20 protein-coding genes and 1 riboswitch are annotated in these 23,705 nt (G+C 68.4%); of the genes, 13 read left to right on the top strand and 7 right to left on the bottom strand.

Annotated features, from left to right (window positions below; all coding sequences use genetic code 11):
* Positions 1-94: 94 nt before the first annotated feature.
* Both H0264_RS25285 and metE read right to left on the bottom strand, forming a co-directional pair.
* A complete protein-coding gene (locus tag H0264_RS25285) occupies positions 95-1,087 on the bottom strand; it encodes a methylenetetrahydrofolate reductase (protein WP_181579845.1) in 993 nt (330 codons plus the stop codon).
* A gap of 106 nt (positions 1,088-1,193) precedes the next feature.
* On the bottom strand, positions 1,194-3,458 hold the full coding sequence (gene metE, locus H0264_RS25280; protein WP_181579844.1) for a 5-methyltetrahydropteroyltriglutamate--homocysteine S-methyltransferase: 2,265 nt from the start codon (positions 3,456-3,458) through the stop codon (positions 1,194-1,196).
* A gap of 137 nt (positions 3,459-3,595) precedes the next feature.
* Positions 3,596-3,842, bottom strand: a riboswitch (cobalamin riboswitch).
* Positions 3,843-4,296: 454 nt separating this feature from the next.
* On the opposite strand from metE, the gene H0264_RS25275 reads away from it, so the two are divergent.
* On the top strand, positions 4,297-5,661 hold the full coding sequence (locus H0264_RS25275; protein ID WP_220139840.1) for a hypothetical protein: 1,365 nt from the start codon (positions 4,297-4,299) through the stop codon (positions 5,659-5,661).
* Positions 5,662-5,939: 278 nt separating this feature from the next.
* Here the strand turns inward: H0264_RS25275 and H0264_RS25270 are convergent, their stop codons facing one another.
* Positions 5,940-6,809, bottom strand: coding sequence for a hypothetical protein (locus H0264_RS25270; RefSeq protein ID WP_181579843.1), 870 nt, complete (start codon positions 6,807-6,809; stop codon positions 5,940-5,942).
* Between the two features lie 150 nt (positions 6,810-6,959).
* On the opposite strand from H0264_RS25270, the gene secY reads away from it, so the two are divergent.
* Both secY and H0264_RS25260 read left to right on the top strand, forming a co-directional pair.
* Positions 6,960-8,279 carry a preprotein translocase subunit SecY gene (secY, locus tag H0264_RS25265; RefSeq protein WP_181579842.1) on the top strand — a complete coding sequence of 440 codons (1,320 nt, stop codon included), beginning with the start codon at positions 6,960-6,962 and terminating at the stop codon, positions 8,277-8,279.
* A 15-nt stretch (positions 8,280-8,294) separates the two neighbouring features.
* Entirely contained in the window at positions 8,295-9,125 is an 831-nt protein-coding gene (locus H0264_RS25260; protein ID WP_181579841.1) for a LuxR C-terminal-related transcriptional regulator, read from the top strand.
* On the opposite strand, the gene H0264_RS25255 is transcribed toward H0264_RS25260, so the two are convergent.
* Positions 9,122-9,889, bottom strand: coding sequence for a phosphotransferase family protein (locus H0264_RS25255; protein ID WP_231085325.1), 768 nt, complete (start codon positions 9,887-9,889; stop codon positions 9,122-9,124). The genes H0264_RS25260 and H0264_RS25255 overlap by 4 nt on opposite strands.
* Before the next feature lie 94 nt (positions 9,890-9,983).
* Between H0264_RS25255 and H0264_RS25250 the strand changes: the two genes are divergently transcribed.
* Positions 9,984-10,574 (top strand): DUF4291 domain-containing protein, encoded by a 591-nt coding sequence (locus tag H0264_RS25250; RefSeq protein WP_181579839.1) that lies wholly within the window; start codon positions 9,984-9,986, stop codon positions 10,572-10,574.
* Positions 10,575-10,582: 8 nt separating this feature from the next.
* Here the strand turns inward: H0264_RS25250 and H0264_RS25245 are convergent, their stop codons facing one another.
* Positions 10,583-11,680 (bottom strand): amidohydrolase family protein, encoded by a 1,098-nt coding sequence (locus H0264_RS25245; protein ID WP_181579838.1) that lies wholly within the window; start codon positions 11,678-11,680, stop codon positions 10,583-10,585.
* Positions 11,681-11,932: 252 nt separating this feature from the next.
* Here H0264_RS25245 and H0264_RS25240 point away from each other — a divergent pair, with 252 nt between their 5' ends.
* The 4 genes from H0264_RS25240 (at position 11,933) to H0264_RS25225 (ending at position 14,945) form a co-directional block, all read left to right on the top strand.
* Positions 11,933-12,961 (top strand): fused (3R)-hydroxyacyl-ACP dehydratase subunits HadA/HadB, encoded by a 1,029-nt coding sequence (locus tag H0264_RS25240; RefSeq protein WP_181579837.1) that lies wholly within the window; start codon positions 11,933-11,935, stop codon positions 12,959-12,961.
* Positions 12,962-13,074: 113 nt separating this feature from the next.
* Positions 13,075-13,740: a 3,4-dihydroxy-2-butanone-4-phosphate synthase gene (gene ribB / locus H0264_RS25235; protein WP_181579836.1), complete on the top strand. Its 666-nt coding sequence runs from the start codon at positions 13,075-13,077 to the stop codon at positions 13,738-13,740.
* Positions 13,737-14,411 (top strand): HAD family hydrolase, encoded by a 675-nt coding sequence (locus H0264_RS25230; protein WP_181579835.1) that lies wholly within the window; start codon positions 13,737-13,739, stop codon positions 14,409-14,411. Before ribB ends, H0264_RS25230 begins: the two co-directional genes overlap by 4 nt.
* 60 nt (positions 14,412-14,471) lie before the next feature.
* A complete protein-coding gene (locus H0264_RS25225; RefSeq protein ID WP_181579834.1) occupies positions 14,472-14,945 on the top strand; it encodes an SLOG cluster 4 domain-containing protein in 474 nt (157 codons plus the stop codon).
* A gap of 46 nt (positions 14,946-14,991) precedes the next feature.
* Here the strand turns inward: H0264_RS25225 and H0264_RS25220 are convergent, their stop codons facing one another.
* Positions 14,992-15,810 (bottom strand): hypothetical protein, encoded by an 819-nt coding sequence (locus H0264_RS25220; RefSeq protein ID WP_181579833.1) that lies wholly within the window; start codon positions 15,808-15,810, stop codon positions 14,992-14,994.
* Positions 15,811-15,832: 22 nt separating this feature from the next.
* Positions 15,833-16,645, bottom strand: a complete 813-nt coding sequence (locus H0264_RS25215; protein WP_181585823.1) for a DUF3097 domain-containing protein — start codon at positions 16,643-16,645, stop codon at positions 15,833-15,835.
* 224 nt (positions 16,646-16,869) lie between these two features.
* Here H0264_RS25215 and H0264_RS25210 point away from each other — a divergent pair, with 224 nt between their 5' ends.
* The 5 genes from H0264_RS25210 (at position 16,870) to H0264_RS25190 (ending at position 23,567) form a co-directional block, all read left to right on the top strand.
* Positions 16,870-17,301, top strand: coding sequence for an NfeD family protein (locus H0264_RS25210; RefSeq protein WP_181579832.1), 432 nt, complete (start codon positions 16,870-16,872; stop codon positions 17,299-17,301).
* Positions 17,301-18,503, top strand: a complete 1,203-nt coding sequence (locus tag H0264_RS25205) for an SPFH domain-containing protein (protein ID WP_181585822.1) — start codon at positions 17,301-17,303, stop codon at positions 18,501-18,503. Before H0264_RS25210 ends, H0264_RS25205 begins: the two co-directional genes overlap by 1 nt.
* 558 nt (positions 18,504-19,061) lie before the next feature.
* Positions 19,062-19,397, top strand: coding sequence for a transglycosylase family protein (locus tag H0264_RS25200; RefSeq protein ID WP_181579831.1), 336 nt, complete (start codon positions 19,062-19,064; stop codon positions 19,395-19,397).
* Between the two features lie 123 nt (positions 19,398-19,520).
* Positions 19,521-23,036, top strand: a complete 3,516-nt coding sequence (locus H0264_RS25195; RefSeq protein WP_181579830.1) for an ATP-binding protein — start codon at positions 19,521-19,523, stop codon at positions 23,034-23,036.
* Positions 23,037-23,258: 222 nt separating this feature from the next.
* Positions 23,259-23,567: a hypothetical protein gene (locus tag H0264_RS25190; RefSeq protein WP_181579829.1), complete on the top strand. Its 309-nt coding sequence runs from the start codon at positions 23,259-23,261 to the stop codon at positions 23,565-23,567.
* Positions 23,568-23,705 lie beyond the last annotated feature (138 nt).

Below are 23,705 nucleotides of genomic sequence, written 5' to 3'. Positions count from 1 at the left end.
AATGCCTCGCAAAAGCCGATTTTTGCGGAAGGCGACCTGTGAATTTGCGAAGATTGCGTGGGCTTGCCCGCTCACGCGCCCCGCGCCGAGCCGCTCACGCACTCAGTGGTGCGGCGGTGACCTCGTAGCCGAGATTGGTCAGCACCTCACCGGTGGCCTTGGCGAAATTCAGGGTGATGAAGTGCAGGCACGGCGCTCCCTCGTCGATGAGCCGCTGCGCCATCTCGGTCGCGATCTCGATGCCTTCCGCGCGCACGGCCGCCCGATCCTCCTCGGGCCCACTGCCCGCCGCCCGCCGCAGCCGCTCCAGGACCGCCCGCGGTAGCGGCCGTCCGCTGAGCTCCTCCGCCCGCGTGACGGTCCGCAGCGAGGTGATCGGCATGAGCTCCGGAATGATCGGCTTCGCGCCCTCCACCGGATCACACGCCAGCGCCCGATCCCGCAGCCGCAGATAGTGTTCGACGTCGAAGAACATCTGCGTGATCGAATAGTCCGCTCCGGCACGCAGTTTCGCGATCAAGTGCGCGGTGTCGGTGGCCAGGTCGGGGGAGCGGTGGTGCCCCTGCGGGAAAGACGCCACCCCGACATTGAAATCGCCGAGATCGCGCACGATCCGCACCAGTTCCTCGGCATACTCGACGCCTTCGGGGTGCCGCTGCCAGTCGCCGAGCGGATCACCCGGCGGATCCCCGCGCAGCACCAGGATATTGCGAATCCCGCAGTCGGCGTAGGACCCGACCAGCGCCCGCAGTTCGGAAATGCTGTGCCCGACCGCGGTGAGATGCGCGACCGGCAGCAGGGTGGTCTGCTGGGCCAGCATGCCGGTGATCCGCGCGGTGCGGTCCTTGGTGGAGCCGCCGGCTCCGTAGGTCATGGACACGAAGGCCGGATGCATGCGTTCGAATTCCCGTACGGTGCGCCACAATCGGGCCTCCCCGGCGGTGTCGCGCGGCGGATTGAACTCCACCGAGAACGGCACCCGGGCTCCGGCGTGCGTGCGCAGACTCTGCACGACCGACGGACCGCCGGACACGATGGGGGAGAACCGGCTGTGGGAGGGCCGATGCCGTTCGGCAGGGGAATGCATGATGTCCTCGTGAACGTGGAGGATGCGGACCGTGGCCGGTCCGCATCGACGGGTGGAAGTGTTGGCGGCTGGGGTATTCCGGGTGGTGAAAGACCCCAGCCGGTGCTCAGCGCAGTGCTCGCGCGGCCGCGACCAGATGCTGGAGAGAGGTGACGACCTCCTCGGTGCGCCGCGTCTTCAGCCCGCAGTCGGGGTTGGCCCAGAGCCGTTCGGCGGGCACCGCTTTCAGCGCCAGCGCGAGCGACTGCTCGATCTCCTGCGTGCTGGGCACGCGGGGCGAGTGGATGTCGTACACGCCCGGCCCGACACCCAGATCGAAACCGGCCGCATTGAGGTCATCGAGCACCTCCATATGCGAGCGCGCCGCCTCGATGGAGGTGACGTCGGCATCCAAGCCCGTGATGGCTCCGATGATCTCGCCGAATTCCGAGTAGCACAGGTGGGTGTGGATCTGGGTCGTGTCGGCGACCCCGGAGGTGGACAGCCGGAACGCGTCCACCGCCCACGCCAGGTACGCGGCCTGGTCCGCGCGCCGCAGCGGCAGCAGCTCCCGCAATGCCGGTTCGTCCACCTGGATGATGCCGATCCCGGCGGCCTCCAGATCCACGGTCTCGTCCCGGATGGCGAGCGCGATCTGGCGCGCGGTGTCCGACAGCGGCTGATCGTCACGGATATACGACCAGGCCAGGATGGTGACCGGCCCGGTGAGCATGCCCTTCACCGGCTTACCGGTCAGCGACTGCGCATACGTGCTCCAGCCGACCGTCATGGCGGCGGGCCGGGTCACATCGCCGAACAGGATCGGCGGTCGCACGCACCGGGTGCCGTAGGACTGCACCCAGCCATTCACCGTGGCCGCGAACCCGCCGAGCTGCTCGGCGAAATACTGCACCATGTCATTGCGTTCAGGCTCGCCGTGCACCAGCACGTCCAGCCCGATTTCCTCTTGCAGCGCAATGACTTCCGCGATCTCCTCGCGCATGCGCGAGTCGTATTCGGCCTGATCGATCGCACCGCGCCGCAGTTCGGCCCGGGCGATCCGGATGCGGCTGGTCTGTGGGAACGACCCGATGGTGGTGGTCGGCAGCAGCGGCAGATTCAGCAACCCCTGCTGCAATACCCGCCGCTCGTCGGCCGGAGCACGGCGCACGGCGTCGCCGTCCAGCTCGGCCAGGCGCGCCCGCACCGCCTCCACCCGCAGTCGCCGATCGGCTCGCCGATCCAGCACCGCCGTTCGTGCGATGTCGAGCTGCTCGGCGACCGCGTCCTGCCCCTCGTACAGGGCGGTGGCCAGCATCCGGATCTCGGCGATCTTCTCCGCGCCGAAGGCCAGCCAGGACCGCAGCCGGGGCTCGAGGTCGGTCTCGGCGTCCAGGCTGTACGGAACATGCAGCAGTGAGCAAGAACTCGATACCGCGACCGGCGCGCCACCGTCGCGCAGCTGCCGCAGGCGGGGGAGTGCGCGGTCCGGGTCGACGCGCCACACGTTGTAGCCGTCGGCGATGCCCGCCACGATCAAAGTGCCGGTCATCGACTGTGCCGCAGCGATATCCGCGTCGCCGCCCGCGACCAGGTCCACGGCGATACCCTCGACACCGGTGTCCGCCAGCGCCGGCAGCACCTCACCGAGGCGGCCGAAATACGTGGCCACCAGCAGTGCGGGCCGGTTCGCGGCGGCAGCCAGCCGCCGGTACGCGGTGTACACCGCAGCCTGTTCGGTCGCGCTGAGATCGGTCACCAGCGCCGGTTCGTCGAGCTGCACCCACCGCGCCCCGGCCTCCGCCAGCAGCGCGAGCAACTGCTCGTACAACGGCAGCAGATCCGGCAGTCGTTCCAGCAGGTCACTGCCGTCGAGGGACTTGGCGAGCTTCAGGAACGTGAACGGTCCCACGACCACCGGCCGCGCCGGAATCCCCAGCGCCAGTGCCTCTTTCAGCTCGGCAAGGGGTTTCTCCGGATGCAGCGAGAATTCGGTGGCAGCCGACAGCTCCGGCACCAGATAGTGGTAGTTGGTGTCGAACCACTTGGTCATCTCCAGCGGAGCGACCTCGGCGGTCCCGCGCGCCGCCGCGAAATACCGGTCCAGCTCGCCGGTGATCGGGCGCACCCGTTCGGGCAGCGCGCCCAGCAGCACGGCGGTGTCGAGCACATGGTCGTAGTACGAGAATGTGCCCACCGGAACCGAATCCAGCCCGGCCTCGCGCACCGCGGTGAGCTGTGCGGTGCGCAGCCCCGCCGCGACCGCGTGCAGTGCGGCCGCGTCGAGCCGGCCCGCCCAGTACGCTTCGATCGCCCGCTTGAGCTCCCGATCGGGTCCGATGCGCGGCAGCCCGAGCACCGTGGCGGTGAATGTGTTGTCAGGGTTCAACATTGATGAACTCCAAGGTCAGCAGCCGATGGCCGCCACCCTTATGGAGCGTACGCCTGACGGAGCCCTGGAAGCATCGATCCCGTGCCCGGGTCCCCTCGGCGCACGCCCATTCCACGAGGCGACGACCGCCGGATACGGCGTATCCGGCACAGACGGCAGGTCTTCGGACTCGCGCGCATCGATCCGTATCGGGATCGGCCCGGCTCTGGAAGACCCGGGCTGTGCCTACCGGCCGTCGCTTCCCAGGCAGAGTAAAGAACCCAGTGCGTAGTTGACGGCTGTCGTTCACGCTCACCGCTGCGGGACAGTCCCGGAATTCCACCGGGTTCCCTCTCACCCGGGAGTCACGCGAACGCGGCTCCGGGCTTCGACGCCATCGAGTGGATCAGGGGCTCCTTCGACTCCCTCTCCGGCGAACCAGCTGCGGAGGCGAATATAGCGAAGCCGGGCGGGGCCTGTCGAACAGGGGTTCGGAACTGCTGGTGTTCGAGTGTTCGAGCGTGTCTGGCAGTGTCGTGTGGTGTCTGGTGTATCGGTCGAGCGGATTCATTGGTGGATCGTGTTGGCGTGTCGGTCGTTTGGGTTTGTGGTGTCGCACCAGGCTCCCTAGCCTCGAACGGGTGAGCGAACCGGGTTGCTGGAACCTGCAGGCGGCGGCGATGGGCCCCATCCTGCCGGTCGGTGGCCGGTGATGGTGGAGTCGCGACGTGCGCTGCGTGTGATCGCCGCGCCCAGAACGGTTCCCGGGCCGCGTGGAGTGGCGATACGCGACCGGCTCAAAGGGTTGACCGCGCACGACGAACACGTGCTGTGACTGGTTGGAGATCACCTGGGGCGGTTGGCCTCCGGCGATCTGCAGGCTCGCTGCGCGGACGGGACCGCCCACGATCGCGACCGGTGGGCCGAGCGCAAACGGGCACTGACCGCCGAATCGTCCTCGCGCTGGGCCGGAGCGATCACCAAGGCCAGCAACGAATTGTGGGCACTGGCACGACGAGGCCAGCAGGCCCACCTCCGCAGCCTCGAGGCCGGGATCGCGATCCTGCGGGCACGGTTGGCGTTGCCGATCGGTGCGGCTGGAACCGGCGGCAAGCCCGGCGGTTACCGATCGCGCAGGGAGTGGTTCGCCAAATCCCGTCGCCTGCAGATCCTGAGCATCCGGCTGGAGGCGGTGCGCGCCGACCACGACGCCGGGCGTGTGCGCGTGGTGCGCGGCGGCAGGCGGCTGGCCAACACACGCCATCACCTGGACGCGGCCGGGCTGACCGACAGCCAGTGGAGGGCACGCTGGGAGGCGGCGCGCTGGTTCCTGACCGCAGACGGGGAATCGGGCAAGAAGTATGGCAACGAAACCCTCCGTATCACACCGGACGGTGAAATCAGCCTGAAACTGCCTGCGCCGCTGGCGGGCTGGGCCAATGCCCCGCATGGCCGGTACGTGCTCGCCGCGCGGGTCGGGTTCGCTCACCGCGGTGAGCAATGGCGGGCGCGGGTGAGCGCCGATCAGGCCGTGGCCTACCGCATCGACTACGACCCGGCCCGTGACCGCTGGTATGTCACCGCCTCCTGGCAGCACCCCGCCACTCCCGACGTGCCACTGGCAGCGGCGCGCGCCGAAGGCGTGATCGGCGTCGATGTCAATGCCGATCACTGCGCCGCCTACCGCCTGGACCGCCACGGCAACCCGATCGGGAACCCGCGCCGCTTCGACCTCGAGCTGACCGGTTCCACCGCGCGCCGCGACGCGCAGGTGCGGCATGCGCTCACCGGCATCCTGTCGTGGGCGCGGCGAGAGGGTGTGTCGGCGATCGTGATCGAAGACCTCAACTTCGATGCGGAGAAGACGCGGGAGAAACACGGTCGCCGCAAGGGTTTCCGCCGTCTGCTCTCGGGGTTACCCACCGGGATCCTGCGGACGCGGCTGGTGTCGATGTCCGCAACGGCCGGGATCAGTGTGATCGCGGTCGATCCTGCCTACACCTCCCGTTGGGGTGGAAAGTATTGGCGCACACCACCCTCGGGTGGTGGGCGCGAGTTGACTCGGCACGAGGCGGCTGCGGTCGCGATCGGCCGACGCGGTCTCGGGCACCGGATCCGGCGACGGATGCCACCGCCCCGCCCCCACCGGAGTGATGGGGCCGGGCCTCGGAGCATCCAGACCGCACCCGAGCCCGGGACCGTGAGGGACCCCGCCCACCCGTGACGGATCGTGCACACGATGCACGCCGCCGCACGGGAACGAGTAAGCGGGCGACCAGCGCATCCACAACCGTTCGGGATGCGCGCAGGGTCAGGACACGAGCACCCGTGCTCACTCCTGAACACTGAACAGGAACGGTTGTGTCCGGACCCAATCCGGTATCGATCTGGCTATCGAATGCACAGGACCGGCGCCGAACGCGAGTGCGCGCGGGTGCGCGTTTCGTACCGTGGATTCGGTGCGGCGTCGGTACTTGCGCGGTCGACGCCGCACCCCGAGGGTTAAGCCAGGCCGAGTTCGGGCCGGATGAGAGCATTCCAGTCGAGCTCGTAATCGACCGCGTCACACAGCAACTGGTAATGCGCCAGGAACCGGAAGCAGGCGGTGACGAGCTGATCGGTGGCGTGCGCGTCGACCATGAAGACGCCGTCGGTCAGGTGGCGGCGTGCGGACGGCAGGAAGGTGAGCCCGTCGCAATCGCTCATCAGCTGCTGCCGGAACACGGTGCCCGGCCGCAGCGAACCCCACTCCTCCGGGCGATCCTCGAGCCCGAACTCGGCGATCAGATTCGTGCGCAGATAGACGTGCAGCACGTGATAGAGCAGGAACCGTAGATTATTGCCCACAGCCTGGCCGCCGTGCCGGTGCTCCAGGACGGTGCGAATCTCCCTGTCGCCCAGGGAAAGCAGGGTTTGTGCATCCCCGACATCCATGAGTGTGACAACCTCGAGGCAGCGACATTCGGCGTGATACCCGGTTCGGTGATGCTGCGCGGGAACGGGTTTCGCGGTCATGGGCACATACCGCGCCGAATCTTCGATCAGAGATCCGAGTGTCGTGGCGAAGCGCGACAATCGTGCACTCGCCCGGAGAATTTCGCGTGTCGCGCGTGGCAGCTCCCCGGGCAGCGTCACGGTGAACCCGCGATTCTTCCGGAACAGATCGGTGCCGCGAGTCGCGCATCCGTGCTGCCGGCATACGCGGTGCGCCAGATACTTCCGGCGCTGCACGCGTCCGGCGGTGCGCCTGTCCTCGAGGTGCACGCGTCCGCAAACACCCACGGGCAGTTCGATTCCCGGATCCCGGTACCGCACCACCAGGGCCGACAGGTCCGACCAGTCCAGCCGGGTCCGCGCATGAGGTAGGGGCACAGTCACATTATGGCCGTGCTTTTCCCTCCACCGGGGGAGATCGAATTCCGTCTCGCGGCCGACGCGGGCGCGCCCGGCGCTTCGTAGCGTCGAAGGCCCTGGACCTGGACCGATCATGCTGTCCGGCAACCCTATTCCGCAGGAGGATCCGTGCTGTCCGCCTTCATCCCGGCCTTCCGGACCCCGGAGTTACGGCGGAAGATTCTGTTCACGCTCGGCGTGCTCGCGCTGTACCGCGTCGGCGCGGCGCTGCCCTCGCCAGGCGTCGACTACCGGGCGGTGCGCGGTTGTCTGGACGTCGTGTCGGAGAACAAGCAGGCCGGGATCTATCAGCTGATCGACCTGTTCTCCGGCGGTGCGATGCTGCAACTGTCGGTGTTCGCGATCGGCATCATGCCCTTCATCACCGCGGGCATCATCACGCAGTTGCTGACCGTGGTGATCCCGCGATTCGAGCAGCTGCGCCGCGAAGGGCAGACCGGGCAGGCCCGGATCACGCAGTACACCCGCTATCTGGCCATGGCGCTGGCCGTTCTGCAAGCCTCCACACTGGTGGCGCTGGCTGCCCGCCGGCAACTGCTGCCCGGCTGCGATGCGGATATCCTGGCCGACACCTCGCTGTTCGGCATGATCATCATGGTGCTGGTCATGACCGCGGGTGCGGCGCTGGTCATGTGGTTCGGGGAGCTGATCACCGAACGCGGTCTGGGCAATGGCATGTCGCTGCTCATCTTCGCGGGCATTGCCGCGCGAATTCCGTCCGAGGGCAGGCAGATCTGGGATTCGGGTTCGCGCCTGAAGTTCGCCCTGGTGATACTGGCCGTGCTGCTCGTGATCGTCGCGGTCATCTTCGTCGAGCAGGGACAGCGGCGAATTCCGGTGCAGTACGCCAAAAGAGTGGTCGGCCGCAAAATGTACGGTGGCTCCGCGACCTATCTGCCGCTGAAAGTGAATCAGGCCGGGGTCATCCCGGTGATCTTCGCGTCGTCGCTGTTGTACCTGCCGAATCTCCTGGGGCAGTTGACCGGGAGCACTTCCGGCGATCAAGCCGTATGGCAGCAGCTCATCGCCAAGTACCTGGTCAACCCCGGAAATCCGGTGTACATGACGATCTACTTCGCGCTGATCGTCTTCTTCACCTACTTTTATGTCGCGATCACCTTCAATCCGGTCGAGCGCGCCGACGAGATGAAGAAATTCGGCGGCTTCATCCCCGGATACCGGCCCGGCACGCCAACCGCGAATTATCTCGGTCATGTGCTGAGCAGAATCACTCTCCCCGGCTCCCTCTACCTGGGTGCGGTCGCGGTCCTGCCGAATTTGTTCCTGCATCTGGGCTCCGGCGGCTCCGCCCAGAGCCTGATTTTCGGCGGCACCTCCGTGCTGATCGTGGTCAGCGTCGGCCTCGACACCGTCAAACAGCTCGAAAGCCAACTCCTGAACAAGAACTACACCGGCTTCCTCCGGTGAAGCAGACTGGTCCCTATGCCCACGCCTACCGCGAACCGCCCGCTCCTGCTGCGGCTGGTGTCCACGCTCGTGCTCGCCCTCAGCGCCACCGTGCTGTCGGCGGGCACCGCCCACGCCACCCCGCCCTCCAGCGGGCGCACCGCCACCCTGGGCCCGGCCCCCACTGCCAAATCCGAAATCGCCCCCGCGAATTCGACGATCTCCGTGCTGATCGCCAACGCCCACACCGTCTTTCGCGCCGGGTTGAGATCGGTCATCGACACCCAACCGGATCTGAGCTGCCTTGCCGAGGTAGGCGACGGCCCTGCCGCCATCCAGGAATTGCGCCGCCTGCGCCCGCACATCGCCATCCTCGACCTCGACATGCCCGGTCTCGCCGACCCCGCCGTCATCGACACGGTCGCCGATCTCGCCCCCACCACCCGCATCCTCACCCTGGCCACCGAGCGCTCCGACGAGAACCTCTACCGCGCCCTCACCCTCGGCGCCACCGCCTTCCTCCCCAAAACCCTTCCCGCCCATGACTTCCTGGCCGCAATCCGCACTGCGGCCCACCGCGAAGCCCTCATCGACCCGCACCACACCCGTCGCCTCATCACCCGCCTCTCACACGGCACCAACCCCTTCCCCGCCGCCCCCGAACTATCCACCCTCACCCCGCGCGAACACGAGGTCCTCCTCCTCGTAGCCAACGCCCACACCAACCCCGAAATCGCCGAAATCCTCGGAGTGGGCGAACAAACCATCAAAACCCACGTCTCCCACATCCTCGCCAAACTCGGCGTCCGCGACCGCGTCCAAGCCGTCGTCTACGCCCACACCCACCGCATAGTCCCCACCGGTTAGCGACCTTCGCGGTCGCGCATCGCCTGGGTTCGCAATATGTCGCCCTCGCCGCCAGGGGTATTCGGGTCGAAGCCGTGCGCGATCAGCCAGCGGATGCCGCGCAGACTGCGCAGCGACCACCATGCGCGGATCACGTCGAGATCGACGTCGCGGCCGTAGCCGGTGAGCACGTCATCGAGGTGCTCGGGGTGTCCGAGGGTGAGGGTGGCGAGGTCGTACAGGGCATCGCCCCGGGCCGCTTCGGTCCAGTCGATGACGCCGGTGATTCGATCACCGTCCACGAAGACGTGGGCGACCTGCAGGTCGCCGTGCATGAACACCGGCGTCCACGGCCGTATCGCGGTCTCGGCGATGCGACGGTTGCGCGTGACCACATCGGCGGGAAGGACATTGTTCGCGATGATCCACGCGCATTCGCGGTCGAGTTCCGCGGCGAGGTCGTCGAGGTCACGTCCGGCGCGGGGTGGCAGCGGCGCGTCGTGCAGCAGCCGGAGGGCCGCGCCCGCCGCGGCCCAGGCCCGTGGCGATGCGGGCGACGGCCGGCCGAGGCGGCCGAGCGCCGTCCCGGGCAGCGCGGCGAGGGCGAGCACGGGAGGCTTGCGCCACAAGACTTCCGGAGTCGGAATCGGCGCCAGCCGCATCGCCTCCACTTCGCTGTCGGTGCGTGTCTGATCGGCGTCGATCTTCAGAAATATGTCGCCGACGCGCACGGTGGCGCACTCGTGATGGGCGGCGACAACCTCGACTTCCTGCACGTCGTCCATTATCGCGGCCTGATCACCGATCTCGCGTAGGACACTGTGCGGCCGGAAAATTCGGTGGTGGCCGATGATGTGCGCCATTAGTGTTGCGCGCGTTATGAATCAGTACGAAATTCGCGCCGACTTCGACCGCTCCACCATTGTCGTCTACCAAGCCTTCAACGAGGCCATCGCCACGGCCGCTGTCGGCGCGCAGCGGTTCGTGGAGCCGTTCTCCCTCCACCGCATGACGTGGATCAAGCCGTCCTATCGATGGCTCATGCAGCGCAGCAATTGGGCGCGCAGCCCCGGCCAGGAACGCATTCTCGCCGTTCGCATTACGCGGGCCGGGTGGGAGGAAGCCCTCGGCAATGCGGTGCTGACCAGCCCGGAACGGCGGGTGTACGCCGATGCCGCACGGTGGCGGGAACAGTTCGCGAGCGCGGATGTGCGGGTGCAGTGGGATCCGGAGTATTCGATCCGCGGCGTGAAGCTCGACCACCGCAGTATTCAGGTCGGCCTGTCCCGCAACATAGTCCAGCGCTATGTCGACGACTGGACCGTGGAGATCCGCGATCTCACTCCCTTGACGCGCAAGATCGCCGAGCAGCTGCGCGAGGGGCGGGTCGATCGCGCCAAGGATCTGCTGCCGCCGGAGAAGCTGTATCCACTGGCTGACGACCTGGCGAAAAGGGTTGGCGCCGACTGACTGTCGGCTCAGGAGTGCGGGGGCGCGGCCGGTGCGTGTTCGATGCCGCCGCACCAGATTCTGCGTATGGCGCGGGTCGCTCGGATATCGGCAATGGGGTCCCCGTCGAGCAGGACGAGGTCGGCGCGCATACCCGGTGCGATCCGGCCCCGATCCGTGAGCCCGAACTGGCGCGCGGGTAGGACGGTGGCCGCCTCGAGCGCGGCTGCGGTCGAGACGCCCGCGCGCACAAGCAATTCCAGCTCATGATGCAGGCTCGCGCCGAGCGGGGGATGGAACGGGAGCCCTGGCGTCGCATTGGCATCGGTGCCTGCGAGCACCGTGGCACCCGCGCTCCACAGCGCCACCGCATTGGCCAGGGCATCCTCGAAAATGCCACCGAATCCGAAGGTTTCGGCGCACCCCTGCATCATGGTCAAGGTCGGAACCACTGCGTGCCGCCCGCCCGCCAACCTCTCGATATCGGAATCGGGCACCCGCGCCCCCATCGGAACGTGCGTGAGCACATCCACCCCCGCATCGATGCCCATCGCATACGCGCCGGGCGTGGTCACATGCGCGACCACCTGCAACCCTCGCGCATGAGCCGCAGCGACAACAGCTTTCGCCGACCGTGCGTCGGGCCCGCCGTCCCCCGGCGCCTCCAGAATCAGCTTGATGTAGTCGGACCCATCGGCCACCCGCCGCGCCACCATGGCCTCGGCGTCCTCCGGCCCATGAATAACCGCGACGGTCTCCACCCCCGGCACCTGCGCATGCACACCCGCCGACCCGATGATCGGCACCCCCGCGCTGTACAAGCTCGCCGTCCCCGCTCGCGCACGCGCGGAGGCGACCACATCCGCCTGCAGCGTCCCCATATCGAGCACCGTCGTAACACCGTGCGCGGCAAGCACATCCAGCGACTCCGCCGCATCGAGATGCACATGCGCATCGATGAACCCCGGCACGAGCACCCCGCCCGCCCCATCGATGATCTCGGCGCCACCGACATCACCGCCGATCACCGAACCATCGATGGCGACCGACGTCGGCTCGCCGACGATACGGCCATCGAACACGCGAACATTGCTGAGCACGAACCTGTTACCCGAAGCCCCCTGCATACCAGCACACTAGAACACGTTCCGGTGCGAAGTGAAGTTCACGCTACCCGCCGAACACCCGCGGCACGAGGACCACCAGCCATCCGTCCGGATCCGCGAACAGCATCGCCGCTACGCTCAGATGCTCCGGCCACAGGTCCACCGCAACATCATGATTCACCGGGTTCGGCGTGTGGGAGAGTGGGGCCGATCATGGATTCGGCGTCCGCTGCGGCGGAACCGAGACGCTTGCAACGATGAAGGTGAGGTTCGATGGTGACAGCGGTCGATGTGGCTGGGCTGGTCGGATACCGGTATCGCACCGACGATTATTACGAGGTCGGCCGGGAGAAGATTCGCGAGTACGCACGCGCTGTTCAGGACTTTCATCCGGCGCACTGGAAGGAGAGCGCCGCCGGTGAGCTCGGGTTCGGTGGGCTGGTCGCGCCGGCGACGTTCAGTTCGATCGTGGCCATGCGGGCCAATCGTGGGCTGTTCGAGACTGTGCTGGCGGGTTATGACGTGATCGTGCATACCGATCAGGTCTTCGAAATGTACAAGCCCGTCGTGGCCGGGGCCCGGTTGCGCACCGAGGTCGAGCTGACCGCGGTGCGCCAGGTCGCGGGCAAGGACCTGCTCACCGTCACCAACACCTTTACCGACCAGTCCGGCGAGATCGTGCAGGTATCGCATGCCACGGTCATCGGCATCACCAGCGATGACGTCGACAGCGGCATTGCCGACGTCATCGAGAGCGTGATCATGAGCGGGCTGGAGGACACGGGATCCGGCACAGATGCCAGATCGGACTCCGCGGACGAGGAGAGCGACCGGCCGGCGACCCAGCACTCGCAGGTATCGCGAGAGCGGTTGCTGCACACTGCGATCCGCTTCGAGGACCTCGCTGTCGGAGACGAGCTCCCGACCCGGACCTTCCAGCTCACCCGCGGTGACCTGGTGAACTACGCGGGAGTGTCCGGTGACGCGAACCCGATCCACTGGCACGAGCGGGTCGCATCCCTGGCCGGCCTCCCCGACGTGATCGCCCACGGCATGCTCACCATGGGCCTCGGCGCGGGATTCGTCTCCGACTGGCTCGGCGATCCCTGCGCCGTCCTCCGCTACGGCGCCCGACTATCGAATTACACCGTCGTGGAAGCAGTTTCGGCCGGCGGCGTGGAGTTCAGCGGTCGAATCAAATCCCTCGACCCGGAAACCAGAACCGCCACCATCGTCCTGGTCGCGAAATCCGCGGGCCGCAAGATCTTCGGCCTCGCCACCACCGACATCCGCCTGCACTGACAGGGGCGGGACGCGGTCTCGCGCGGCACCGAGGATAATGATCTTGATTCGTCTAACGTTTGCTGCGTTGTATGCGTGATTCTCATTTCCGAGACCGGGCGGAGGCACCGACGATGGCTGTTTCACCGAGCACGCAGTACCGAGTGAACCTTTTCGACGACCTCGACGCCGCGATCAGCGAGATTGCGGCGGGCCGTGCGGTGATCGCGGTCGATGACGAGCACCGCGAGAACGAGGGCGACCTGATCATGGCCGCCGAACTGGCGACCCCGGAACAACTGGGGTTCTTCATCCGCTACACCGGTGGCGTCGTGTGCGCGCCCATGCCGGCCGATCACGCGGATCGGCTGGGGCTGCCGCCGATGTGCGCGGCCGGCCAGGACCGCAATCAGACCGCCTTCACCATCACCGTGGACGCGGTCGAGGGCGTGGTGTCGGGAATCAGTGCCGCCGACCGCGCCGCGACCCTGCGCGCACTGGCCGACCCCGGCACCGGCGCCGGGGATCTGCAGCGCCCCGGCCACGTTTTCCCACTGCGCGCACACCCGCGCGGCCTGGCAGCCCGGCAGGGCCACACCGAAGCCGGAGTGGAGTTGATGCGCCTGGCCGGCCTGTCGCCGGTGGCCGTCATCAGCGAGGTGTGCCACGACGACGGTTCGGTCATGCGGCTGCCCGCGCTGCGCGCCTTCGCCGATACCCATGGGCTGAAACTGATTTCGATCGATCAGCTCGTCGCCCGGCAGGCCACCACCCGCATGGCGGGAACCGTCCGGGCATGACCGAACCCATCGCGGCGGTCCTGTTCGACCTGGACGGGACCCTCGCCGCGACCATGGAACCCTGGGACCGCTGCTGGGCCGATTACGCCGCCCAGCACGGCCACACCTGGTCCGATGACGACCGCGCCCGCACCCACGGCCACGGTGACTGGGCCCATCACCTTGCGCGGGTGTGCGGAATCGCGTCACCCGAACAGGTCGTCGCCGCCTGCGTCGAGCTGATGGTCGCCCAGGTCGAAGCCGGCGCGATCACCATGCTGCCGGGCGTGCGAACCCTGCTGGACACGGCATCCGGCCGCGTGCCCACCGGCGTCGTCTCGGCATCGCCGCGCCGTTTCGTCCACGCCACCCTCGACCATTTCGGCCTCCGCGACTCCCTCCGGATCGTGGTCACCCGCGAGGATCAGGCCCGGACCAAACCCCATCCCGCGCCCTGGCTGCACGCCGCGGCACTGCTCGGCGTCGGCCCGGGATCATGTGTGGCGGTGGAGGATTCGGCCGCAGGCATCCGCTCCGCCCATGCCGCGGGCATGCGCGTCCTGGCAATCCCGAGCTGGCCGCCGTCCCGCCACCCCGCAGAAGCCGGACTGGCGGCCCACATCGCCACCGACGCGATCCTCGCGGAGCAATGGCTACGAGACACGCTGACCGAACTGGCCCCTGCCCATTGACCTGATCTGTCACTGTCGATGACGCGATGTACTGCCCGAAAGCACAAGGAGCCACGGCCGATGCCACCGATTCAGATCGCCGTGTGCGGTCCCCGCGAAGCGGGCGATACCGACGTCACCCACGCCCGCGAGGTCGGACGTCTGCTCGCTGAAGCCGGTGCGACCGTCCTGTGCGGCGGTGGCACCGGCGTCATGGCCGCCGTCGCCGAAGGCGCTTCGCGCGCAGGCGGTTTGGTGATCGGTGTGCGCCCCGACGACGACCGAACCCGCGCCTGCGAGGGACTCTCGGCCGTCCTCTACACCAATATGGGCGAGGCCCGAAACGCGATTCTGATCTGGTCGGCCGACGCGGTAATTGTCATTGGCGGCTCCTGGGGCACCCTGTCGGAGCTGGCCCTCGCCAACCGCCGCGGCGGAATCACCATCGTCACGCTCGGTGGCTGGCGGATCACCGACGCGGACGGCGAGCCCATAACGGCCGCGGTCGCGACCGACACCCCCGCCGCCGCCGTCACCGCAGCCTTGAAGGGCTGAATTCCGCTGCTGCCGAAGATGGTCGAGTCTTCCGGCGTGGGTGCGATCACTGCCGTGCGGCGGCGTGCACCGCGGCCAGGCGTGCGGCGCGGATGGCATTCCAGAGCGGGCGCAGGAGCGTTTCCCGGGCTGCCAGCGAGGTGGCCGACGTTGGGGCCGACGCCGGAGTGCGTTCGGCGACGGTGAGGATCGCGGCCACCTGGTCGGCGGTGTCCAGGATTCGGCGGGCGCGCAACGGCATTGAATCGGGGTAGGTGTGTTTGGAGCTGGCTTCGAGCTCGTCCTCGATGAGGTCGCGCGGGCTCGGGCCGCTCGAATCGAGGGCGGTGGTGTGCAGCTGCTGGAGTGCGTCGGCGGCATCGCGGACCGCCTCGCGCATGGTGAATTCGGCCTCACCGAGCGGCATTTCGGGTTCCAGGGTGACCGGGATTGGTGTGGCGTACACCCGCCATTGCAGGGTGTCGTCGTCCGGCCACACCGGCACCAGGCCGGTGCCGTCGCCGCCCGGCGCACCGATCAACAGTCCTTCACCGGCTTCGGTTGCCGCGGCGGCGAATTCGGTTCCCACCGGCAGGCCGCGCACGTCTCCGGGTACCGGCAACACCAGTCGCACCTGCGACCCGGGTGCGCGCACCGCTTCCCGGATGAGCTTGAGCAACACCATGATTCCCGCACCGGGGGAGTACTCGGCGTCCTCGTCCGCCGCCCACGGTAGCCCGGTGTGACCGCCGGTGACCGGGTCCCCGGCCGCCACGGACTGGCGCGGAGCCCAGGCGCGCAGGGCGTCCAGCACGTCGTCGGGTGCGCTGCGGCCGGCCAGCCAGGAGCCGGCCCAAACCGTCAGCGTGGCGCTCGGGGTACTCATGAATACGAGGATAACTGGCTGGCTACTGCGGGTCGGTGACAAAGTCGATCAGCTGTTCGACGGCGCCGATCAGCGGGCTTTCCAGGTCGCGGAAGGAATCGACGGCGTTGTAGACGCGGCGCCAGCCGTCCTGCGGGGTGCCCCAGCCCAGACGGCGGCAGATGCCGGTTTTCCAGTCCTCGCCGCGCGGGACGGTGGGCCAGGCCGGAATGCCAAGGGCCGCAGGGCGAACCGCCTGCCAGACGTCGATGTAGGGGTGGCCGGTGACCAGGACGTGCGGGCCCAGGCCGGTGGTGAGGTTGGTTTCCTTGGAGCCGGTGACGAGGTGGTCGACGAGCACGCCGACCTTGCGGTTCGGGCCGGGCTGGAATTCGGTGAGGCGGGCGGCCAGGTGGTCGAGGCCCTCGAGCTGTTCCACCACGACGCCCTCGACCCGCAGGTCATGGCCCCACACCCGCTCGACCAGGGCCGCGTCGTGCACGCCTTCGACCCAGATGCGGCTGGCGCGGGCGACGCGCGCTTTGAGGCCCTCGACCCGGGTGGAGCCGGACGCCGAGCGCGTGGGCTGCTTGGGTGCGGCGGCGGTGGGCCGCACGAGAGTCACGGGTTGCCCGTCGATCAGGAACGCCGCCTCGCGCAGCGCGAACAGCCGCACCCGCCCGGCGCGATCCTCGAGTTTCACGAACTCGCCGTCGTAGCTGCGGTCGAAACCCACTACGGCACCGCAGAATCCGGTCGCGGCGTCCTCGGCGACGAGATCACGTTCGGCGACCACGCGCGGAATCTCGCGCTTCTGCTTGCTCGAGTGCCCGGAGAAGATGTCGCCGCCGTACATGTCACGCCTCACGCGGGCCACGGTACCGGCCCGGCCTCGGAATCCGTTGGCGCACCGCGGCGCGTCCCGCGACGAGGGGGCGTGAAAAGCGCAACAAACGCGGCCGGTATTCGGACCCGGATGGGCGCGCCCCACTCCGACACACGGGCCCGCGGAAGCCACGCCGAGCCGCGGCCACGCCCGATACCCGATAGCGGACCCGCCGAGGGATTACTGTTGATCCCGTGGCCGCAATTGTTTGGCTGGTCGCGGGGATACTGCTCGCGGCAGCGGAGATGCTCACGGGCGATCTCACCCTGCTCATGCTGGGCGCCGCCGCCCTCGCCACCGCCGGTGTCAGCGGGGTGTTCGAGCCGCCGGTGTGGGTGGACGCCATCGTCTTCGGTCTCAGCGCCCTCACGCTGATGCTGGGTGTTCGCCCATTCCTGTTGCGCCGCTACGCGACTCCGCCGCCGCACCAGAGCGGTGTGGACGCGCTGCCGGGTAAGTCGGCGCAGGTGCTGGAGCCGGTCGACGCACAGGGCGGGCGGGTGAAACTGGACGGCGAGGTGTGGAGCGCGCGCCCGTTCGACCCGGCCGAAAGCTATCCGGAGGGCACGACCGTCTACATCATGAAGATCGACGGCGCGACCGCCGTCGTGTGGAAAGGGCCGTGATGGGTGTACTCATCGTCGCCATCGTCCTCGTCCTGCTGGTCGTGGTGGTGGTATTCAAATCGGTGAAACTGGTGCCGCAGGCCGATGCCGCGGTCATCGAACGGCTGGGCCGGTATTCGCGTACCGTGTCCGGGCAGCTGACCTTCCTGGTGCCGTTCGCCGACCGGGTGCGCGCGAAGGTGGATCTGCGCGAGCGCGTGGTGTCCTTCCCGCCGCAGCCGGTGATCACGCAGGACAACCTGACCGTGCAGATCGACTCGGTCGTCTACTTCCAGGTCACCAGCCCCAAGGACGCGGTCTACGAGATCAGCAATTACATTGCGGCCGTAGAGCAATTGACGATCACGACATTGCGCAACGTGGTCGGCGGCATGACCCTCGAGGAAACGCTGACCTCCCGCGACTCCATCAACAGCCAGCTGCGCGGCGTCCTCGACGACGCCACCGGCCGCTGGGGTCTGCGCGTGGCGCGCGTCGAATTGAAGGCCATCGATCCACCCCCGTCGATTCAGGAATCGATGGAGAAGCAGATGAAGGCCGACCGCGAGAAGCGGGCCATGATCCTCACCGCCGAAGGCCAGCGCGAGGCGTCGATCAAGACCGCCGAGGGCCAGAAGCAGGCCCAGATCCTCGCGGCCGAAGGCGCCAAACAGTCGGCCATCCTGAGCGCGGAGGGCGAACGTCAGTCCCGCATCCTGCGCGCCCAGGGCGAACGCGCCGCCGCGTATCTGCAGGCGCAGGGCCAGGCCAAGGCCATCGAGAAGGTGTTCGCCGCCATCAAGAACGGCAAGCCCACCCCGGAGCTGCTGGCCTACCAGTACATGCAGACCCTGCCCATGGTCGCCCGCGGAGACGCCAACAAGGTGTGGCTGGTGCCCAGCGATTTCGGCAAAGCCCTGGAAGGCTTCGCCCGCAACTTCGCCAAGGAGGGCACCGACGGCGTCTTCCGCTACGAGCCCGCACCCGATGGCGAATCCGCCGAACGCCCGGAAGACGACTCCGACGAGGTCGCCGACTGGTTCGACACCGCCACCGACCCGGCCGCCGAACGCGCCGTCCGCGCGGCCGAGGCCGACGCCCGCATCCCGGTCGATCCGGCGGTGCCGCCGCGCCCGTATGAACCGCCCGCGCAGCACACGTTCCGGAAGGAAGCGACTGAACAGCAGCACTGGCCCGAGCCGCCGCGACCGCCGTCGCACTGAGCGGACTACCAGCAAGTACAACGGAATCCGGCCCTCGACCACAGTGGTCGAGGGCCGGATTCGTGTTCGGTGCGAAGTCGGGCGGTCGCCGGATTACTGGCTGAGATCACGGCTCCGCCGGGCGGGACCGCAACAACGTTCCGGGCACTATCCCGGCTTCGCCCAGGTCGGGCAATGATTAGGCACGCCGCGATCCGAGCACCCCATCGTTTGTGACGTTTTTTGTATTACGCGGTCCCGATCACAAATTCTCCGTGACCTCTGTCACAAATATGTTTGCAAATTCTGTATTTGTAATTCAGCACGCTTCCGGTGTCAGCTGGAAAAACGGCATGAGCAAGACCGAAATCGTTTTGTCAACCCGTTGTGATTGCGCCGTGATTCGCCGTGATTGTTCCGTTACCGTCGTTCTCGGTTCGGATCGAAAGCCGGGCCCGAACTCGAACCGCCGAATACCGGCAACCCCGTCCCGCGGTTCGAAACGCAACCGACATCCCTGGGGACGGGGACCCGAAGCTTCGCGCTCGGGCCGGCGGGCGCAGGCAGGGAATCAGACTTATGCATCGCAACCGGAAGCTCACCACCCGCATGCTCGCCGCCACCGCGGCCATCGGCGCGCTCGTGTCCGTCCCGTTCGCGCTGTCCACCGCGACGGCCTCCGCCGCGGGACACAACTGGGACGCCGTCGCCGAGTGCGAGTCCAGCGGCAACTGGGCCGCCAACACCGGCAACGGCTTCTACGGCGGCCTGCAGTTCACCCAGAGCACCTGGAACGCCTACGGCGGCTCGGGCAATGCCGCCAACGCCAGCCGCGAGGAGCAGATCCGCGTGGCCGAGAACGTGCTCGCGGGCCAGGGCGCCGGCGCCTGGCCGCACTGCGGCGCCTACCTGTAAAGGTTCGCTCGTTCCGTCATGGGCCCCACACCGACTCGGTGCGGGGCCCATGCTCTGTTCGGGCAGGTGACAGGCCCGCTGATAGGGTGATCGCTTCGATCCGCTGGTTGGGGGTGCGCGCTGTTGACCGTCCAGTTGTTCCTGCTGGGCACGATGGAGATCCGCGTCGGCGACACGATTCTGCGCCCGCCCACACCGAGTGTCGGCGCCACCCTGGCCATCCTCGCCCACGCGGGCGGGCGTGACGTTTCGCTCGGGGAGTTGCTGGAGGGCGTCTGGGGTGGCAACCGGCCCGCCTCCGCGACGAGTTCGCTGCGCAATTACGTGTCCACCCTGCGACGCACCCTCGCGGCGGTGGGCAGCGCGGCGGCGGTCACCTCGATCCCCGGCGGCTACCGCTTCGACGCCGCTATCGAGATCGATGCGCACCGGATGGAACAGCACCTGGCCGACGCGCTCGAGCATCGGCACGCGCAGCGCGTCGACCGGGCTCGAACCTCGATGGATGCCGCGCTGGCGTGCTGGCGCGGCGACGCGCTGCTCGGCATCCCCGGCCCGTGGGCCGCCGCCGAACGCCGCCGCCTGCACGCCACCCGCCGCACCCTGCGTGAAATCTCCGCCGAAATCCACCTCGACAGTGGCGACACCCGCACCGCGAGCGCCGAGCTCGAGGCCCTCGTCACCGCGGACCCGCACAACGAGCGCCTGCGCGCACTCCTCATGACCGCCCTCCACCGCTCCGGCCGCCGCGCCGCCGCCCTCGAGGTCTTCCGCGCCACGCGTCGTCTGCTCATCGACGAGGTGGGCATGGAGCCCGGTCCCGCTCTGACCGACCTGCACCGCCGCCTGCTCACTGAGGACCCGCGTGCGCTGCCCCGGTTGGCCGGCGCAGCCCGCGCTGTCGAAACCTTCACCCCGCCAGCACTTCCCGAACAGTCGGCGGCGGCGCGTCCGGAGGACTCGGCGCCGCCCGTGGGGCCTGCGGCCGCGACAGCCGGGAGCGTGCCCTTCGCCCGTCCGACCAGAATCGGCCCACGTCTGGTGGGACGCACCACCGAACTCGAGGAATTGCGCACCGCCGCAGCGCGTGTCGCGGACACCGGAATGAGCGGCTGGGTCCTGATCACCGGCGAAGCCGGATCCGGCAAAACCGCACTGGCTCGCACACTGGAAGACGCACTCACCCGAGAGAACTGGCTCCCCATCCGGGTCGCGTGCCCCGAAGACGAGGGCGCACCACCCGCCTGGCCCTGGGCGGCCGCATTGCGAAACCTGGTGGAGCAGGGCCACATTCCCGACCCGGGCGTGCGTCCCGCGCTCGACCCCCTGCTCGCCGTCGACAGCCCGATCTGGACCCACCCCGACGGATCGCGGGCACCCGCACCCGCGTCCGGCCCGGCTCGCGGCCGGGAAGCGACGCGGTCGGATGATCCGGCAGCGGGCCGTTTCCGGCTGCACCGCGCCGTGGACGCGTATTTGACGCAGCTTGCGCGACAGCGGCCACTGTTGATCGTAGTGGAGGACCGGCATCGCGCCGATGAGGAAACGCTGCTGCTGACAACGCATTTGGCGGAGCAGTTCGCGGGGGTGCCGGTGTTGTTCGTCATGACCGCGCGGCCTGGGGAGCGGACCGGAGTGGGCGCGGCGGCTGAGGCGCGGTTGGCGCGGCTCGAACCGCTCAGGGTGCAGCTGAACGGGCTCGCCGATGCCGAGGTGGATTCGCTGGTGCGGGCGGTTGCGGGGGAGGGCGTGCGCGCCGAGAGCATCGAGCTGATCGCCGAGAAGACCGCGGGGAACCCGTTCTTCGTCCGGGAGTGGGCGGAATTGCTTCGCACCGAAGGGGATTCGGCCGTGCGGGTGCGGGTGCCGGCGGGCGTGCGCGAGATCGTGTTGCGCCGTATCGCGGTACTGCCGGAACCGGTGGGGGAGGTGCTGGGCCGGGCGGCGGTCATCGGGCGGGAGGCCGACACCGAGGTGCTGGCGGATCTCATCGGCGACGCCGACGGTGAGACCGTGCTCGAGGTGGTGGAGGCGGGGTTGCGGGCGGGTTTGCTCGAGGAGCCCGCGGCGGGGCGCATCCGGTTCGTGCACGTCCTGGTGCGCGACATCCTCTATGCGGAGATGGCGGCTTTGCGGCGGAGCCGGTTGCACGCGCGGGTGGCCGAGATCGTGGAGCGCCGCCTGCCCGGCGACGTGACCGCCCTCGCGCACCACTACACCGCTGCCGCGACACCCGGCACCGCGCGCAAGGCGGCGGAATACTGCTGTGCGGCAGCGGAATCGGCTGAACAGCGGTTCGCCTTCGCGGATGCGGCGCGGCTGTGGTCGCAGGCCGTCGAGGCGGTGCGGCGCACGCCGGAGAACGCGCCGGAAGCCGCCGTCGTGCCGGTGGTGCGACATATTCGGGCGCTGGCACTCGCGGGCCGGATGGAGGAGGCGCGTACACATCGCGGTGCGGCGCTCGCGCGCTTCGAATCGCCACTGCTGCGCGCACGGGTGGCCGCGGCCATCGATATTCCGCTGGTGTGGATCGACACCGACCCCGCCGGTTGCGACCGCGATCTGCTCGCCCACATCGACACCCTGCTGGACCAGGTGCCGGAAAACGAAGGGGCGCTGCGCTGCCGGCTGCTCGTCACCGCGGCCCTGGAGCTGGCCAATACCGGTGAGGATCGCGGACGGGTGTTGTCACTGGCCGCGGAGGCGCTGGCGCGTGAGCTGCACGATCCGTATCTGCTCGGATTGGCCCTCAATGCCAAGGAATTCAACAGCTACCATGCCGCGGGCCGGGCCGCCGTGCGCGGTGCGGACGGGCGTGAACTGCTGGCCCTCGCGGAGGCGAACGACCTGGCGCATCTGCGAATAATCGCGCACACCACCCTGATGCGCTCGCACGCCGGACTGGGTGAGTTGTCCGAAGCCGTCCGCCACGCTACCGCCGCCCGCGAACTGAGCGTCCGCTACGAACTGCCCGCCCTGGCCGTGGCGGTGGAGATCTGTGAGGCACTGGCACTGCTCGTCGCCGGTCGCGCGGTGGAAGCCGAAGCGGCATACCGGGATTGGGGTCACCGCCTGAGCGTCACCGGATTCTGGGGACTCGGCGACCTCATTCCCGTGCTGGCCCGCTTCTGCCTGTGCTGGCACCCGGACGGCCGCAGCCCCGAACTCGCCGCCCTGGAACCGGAGATGACCGAACTGCACCGGCGCTGGGGCGGATTCGGCTGGATCATCCTCGGCCGCGCCGCCACCATCATCGCCGACGGCCGCCCCGACGACGCCCGAGCGGTCCTGGCCGACCACGACCCGCAACCCACCTCCAGCTACATGCACGAACTCCAACTGGTCCTGACCGGAGCCGTCGGCATGTCGCTGAACAACCGCGCCTGGGTCGAACGCGCCTACCACCACCTCCGCCCCGGCGCCGCCGAACTCGCGGGCGCGGCCACCGCGACCGCCACCCTCGGCCCGATCGCCCTCTTCCTCGGCCGCTTCGCCGCCTACCTCGGTGATATGTCCTCCGCCGCAACGCATTTCGCCGATGCTCTGACGGTGGCCGAACGTGCCGAGGCGCCGCACTGGATGGCCGAGGCCCGCTCGGCGGCAGCGGATCTCGCGCCCGCGACGCCGGTCGATCCCTGATTGCGGGAACGGTGGCGTCCCGCGGTAACAGCTGCTGTGCGTTGTGCTGGACCCCTCGAACTGGCGTCTTGCTTCGCGCTCGGTAACGAATATGGCTGGGGGAGAACAACGTTCGGGCTTGCCACGAGGCTCCTATGCTGTAGCATTCTCCTGGTCCGGCCGGGCGATGCTTTCGACATCTTCTTGAACGTGGGCCGCGTGCTCACGTGGAGGTAAGTAACCATGAAACGAGTTCTCGGCGGAACACTGGCGGCCGGCGCGATCGCGGCCGGAATGATGGTGGTGGCACCAGCGCAGGAAGCCCAGGCCTACCCCGGCTGCGTCATCAGCTGGTGGGACAGCAACGCGCTGGGTGTGCAGTGTTCGGGCGGCGGCGGGCATTTCCGCATCAAGGCACTCTGCAAGAACGGCCAATGGTCGCCGTGGGGTCCGTGGTACGAGCGACCCGGCCAGGCCTACGCGTGGTGCAGCGCGATCGGCCAGCAGATCGCGAACCCGAACTTCAACTACAAGATGGAAACTCGCGGATGACCGGCGGCCCGGGCGGTGGCCCGGGCCCTACCGCGACCTGCGCGCTGGCCCGATGCTGTGGCATTCGCACCATGTGCCGACGGCGGCCGCCCAATCGACTGCGGCCGGCTGCGGCGCGCGGCATACTGTGTACCAGTC

Source organism: Nocardia huaxiensis (genome assembly GCF_013744875.1).
GTDB classification, from domain to species: Bacteria; Actinomycetota; Actinomycetes; order Mycobacteriales; family Mycobacteriaceae; genus Nocardia; species Nocardia huaxiensis.
The sequence above is the reverse complement of the archived record's forward strand: the minus strand, read 5'-3'. Positions and strand labels throughout refer to the sequence as shown.

Coding starts and splice junctions, on each gene's coding strand:
- metE (WP_181579844.1), bottom strand. CDS start 3,458: ATGTTGAACCCTGACAACACATTCACCGCCACGGTGCTCGGGCTGCCG.
- H0264_RS25260 (WP_181579841.1), top strand. CDS start 8,295: ATGCCCACGCCTACCGCGAACCGCCCGCTCCTGCTGCGGCTGGTGTCC.
- H0264_RS25240 (WP_181579837.1), top strand. CDS start 11,933: ATGGTGACAGCGGTCGATGTGGCTGGGCTGGTCGGATACCGGTATCGC.
- ribB (WP_181579836.1), top strand. CDS start 13,075: ATGGCTGTTTCACCGAGCACGCAGTACCGAGTGAACCTTTTCGACGAC.
- H0264_RS25230 (WP_181579835.1), top strand. CDS start 13,737: ATGACCGAACCCATCGCGGCGGTCCTGTTCGACCTGGACGGGACCCTC.
- H0264_RS25190 (WP_181579829.1), top strand. CDS start 23,259: ATGAAACGAGTTCTCGGCGGAACACTGGCGGCCGGCGCGATCGCGGCC.
- H0264_RS25245 (WP_181579838.1), bottom strand. CDS start 11,680: ATGCAGGGGGCTTCGGGTAACAGGTTCGTGCTCAGCAATGTTCGCGTG.
- H0264_RS25200 (WP_181579831.1), top strand. CDS start 19,062: ATGCATCGCAACCGGAAGCTCACCACCCGCATGCTCGCCGCCACCGCG.
- H0264_RS25255 (WP_231085325.1), bottom strand. CDS start 9,889: ATGGACGACGTGCAGGAAGTCGAGGTTGTCGCCGCCCATCACGAGTGC.
- H0264_RS25285 (WP_181579845.1), bottom strand. CDS start 1,087: ATGCATTCCCCTGCCGAACGGCATCGGCCCTCCCACAGCCGGTTCTCC.
- H0264_RS25220 (WP_181579833.1), bottom strand. CDS start 15,810: ATGAGTACCCCGAGCGCCACGCTGACGGTTTGGGCCGGCTCCTGGCTG.
- H0264_RS25205 (WP_181585822.1), top strand. CDS start 17,301: ATGGGTGTACTCATCGTCGCCATCGTCCTCGTCCTGCTGGTCGTGGTG.
- H0264_RS25225 (WP_181579834.1), top strand. CDS start 14,472: ATGCCACCGATTCAGATCGCCGTGTGCGGTCCCCGCGAAGCGGGCGAT.
- H0264_RS25215 (WP_181585823.1), bottom strand. CDS start 16,645: ATGTACGGCGGCGACATCTTCTCCGGGCACTCGAGCAAGCAGAAGCGC.
- H0264_RS25250 (WP_181579839.1), top strand. CDS start 9,984: ATGAATCAGTACGAAATTCGCGCCGACTTCGACCGCTCCACCATTGTC.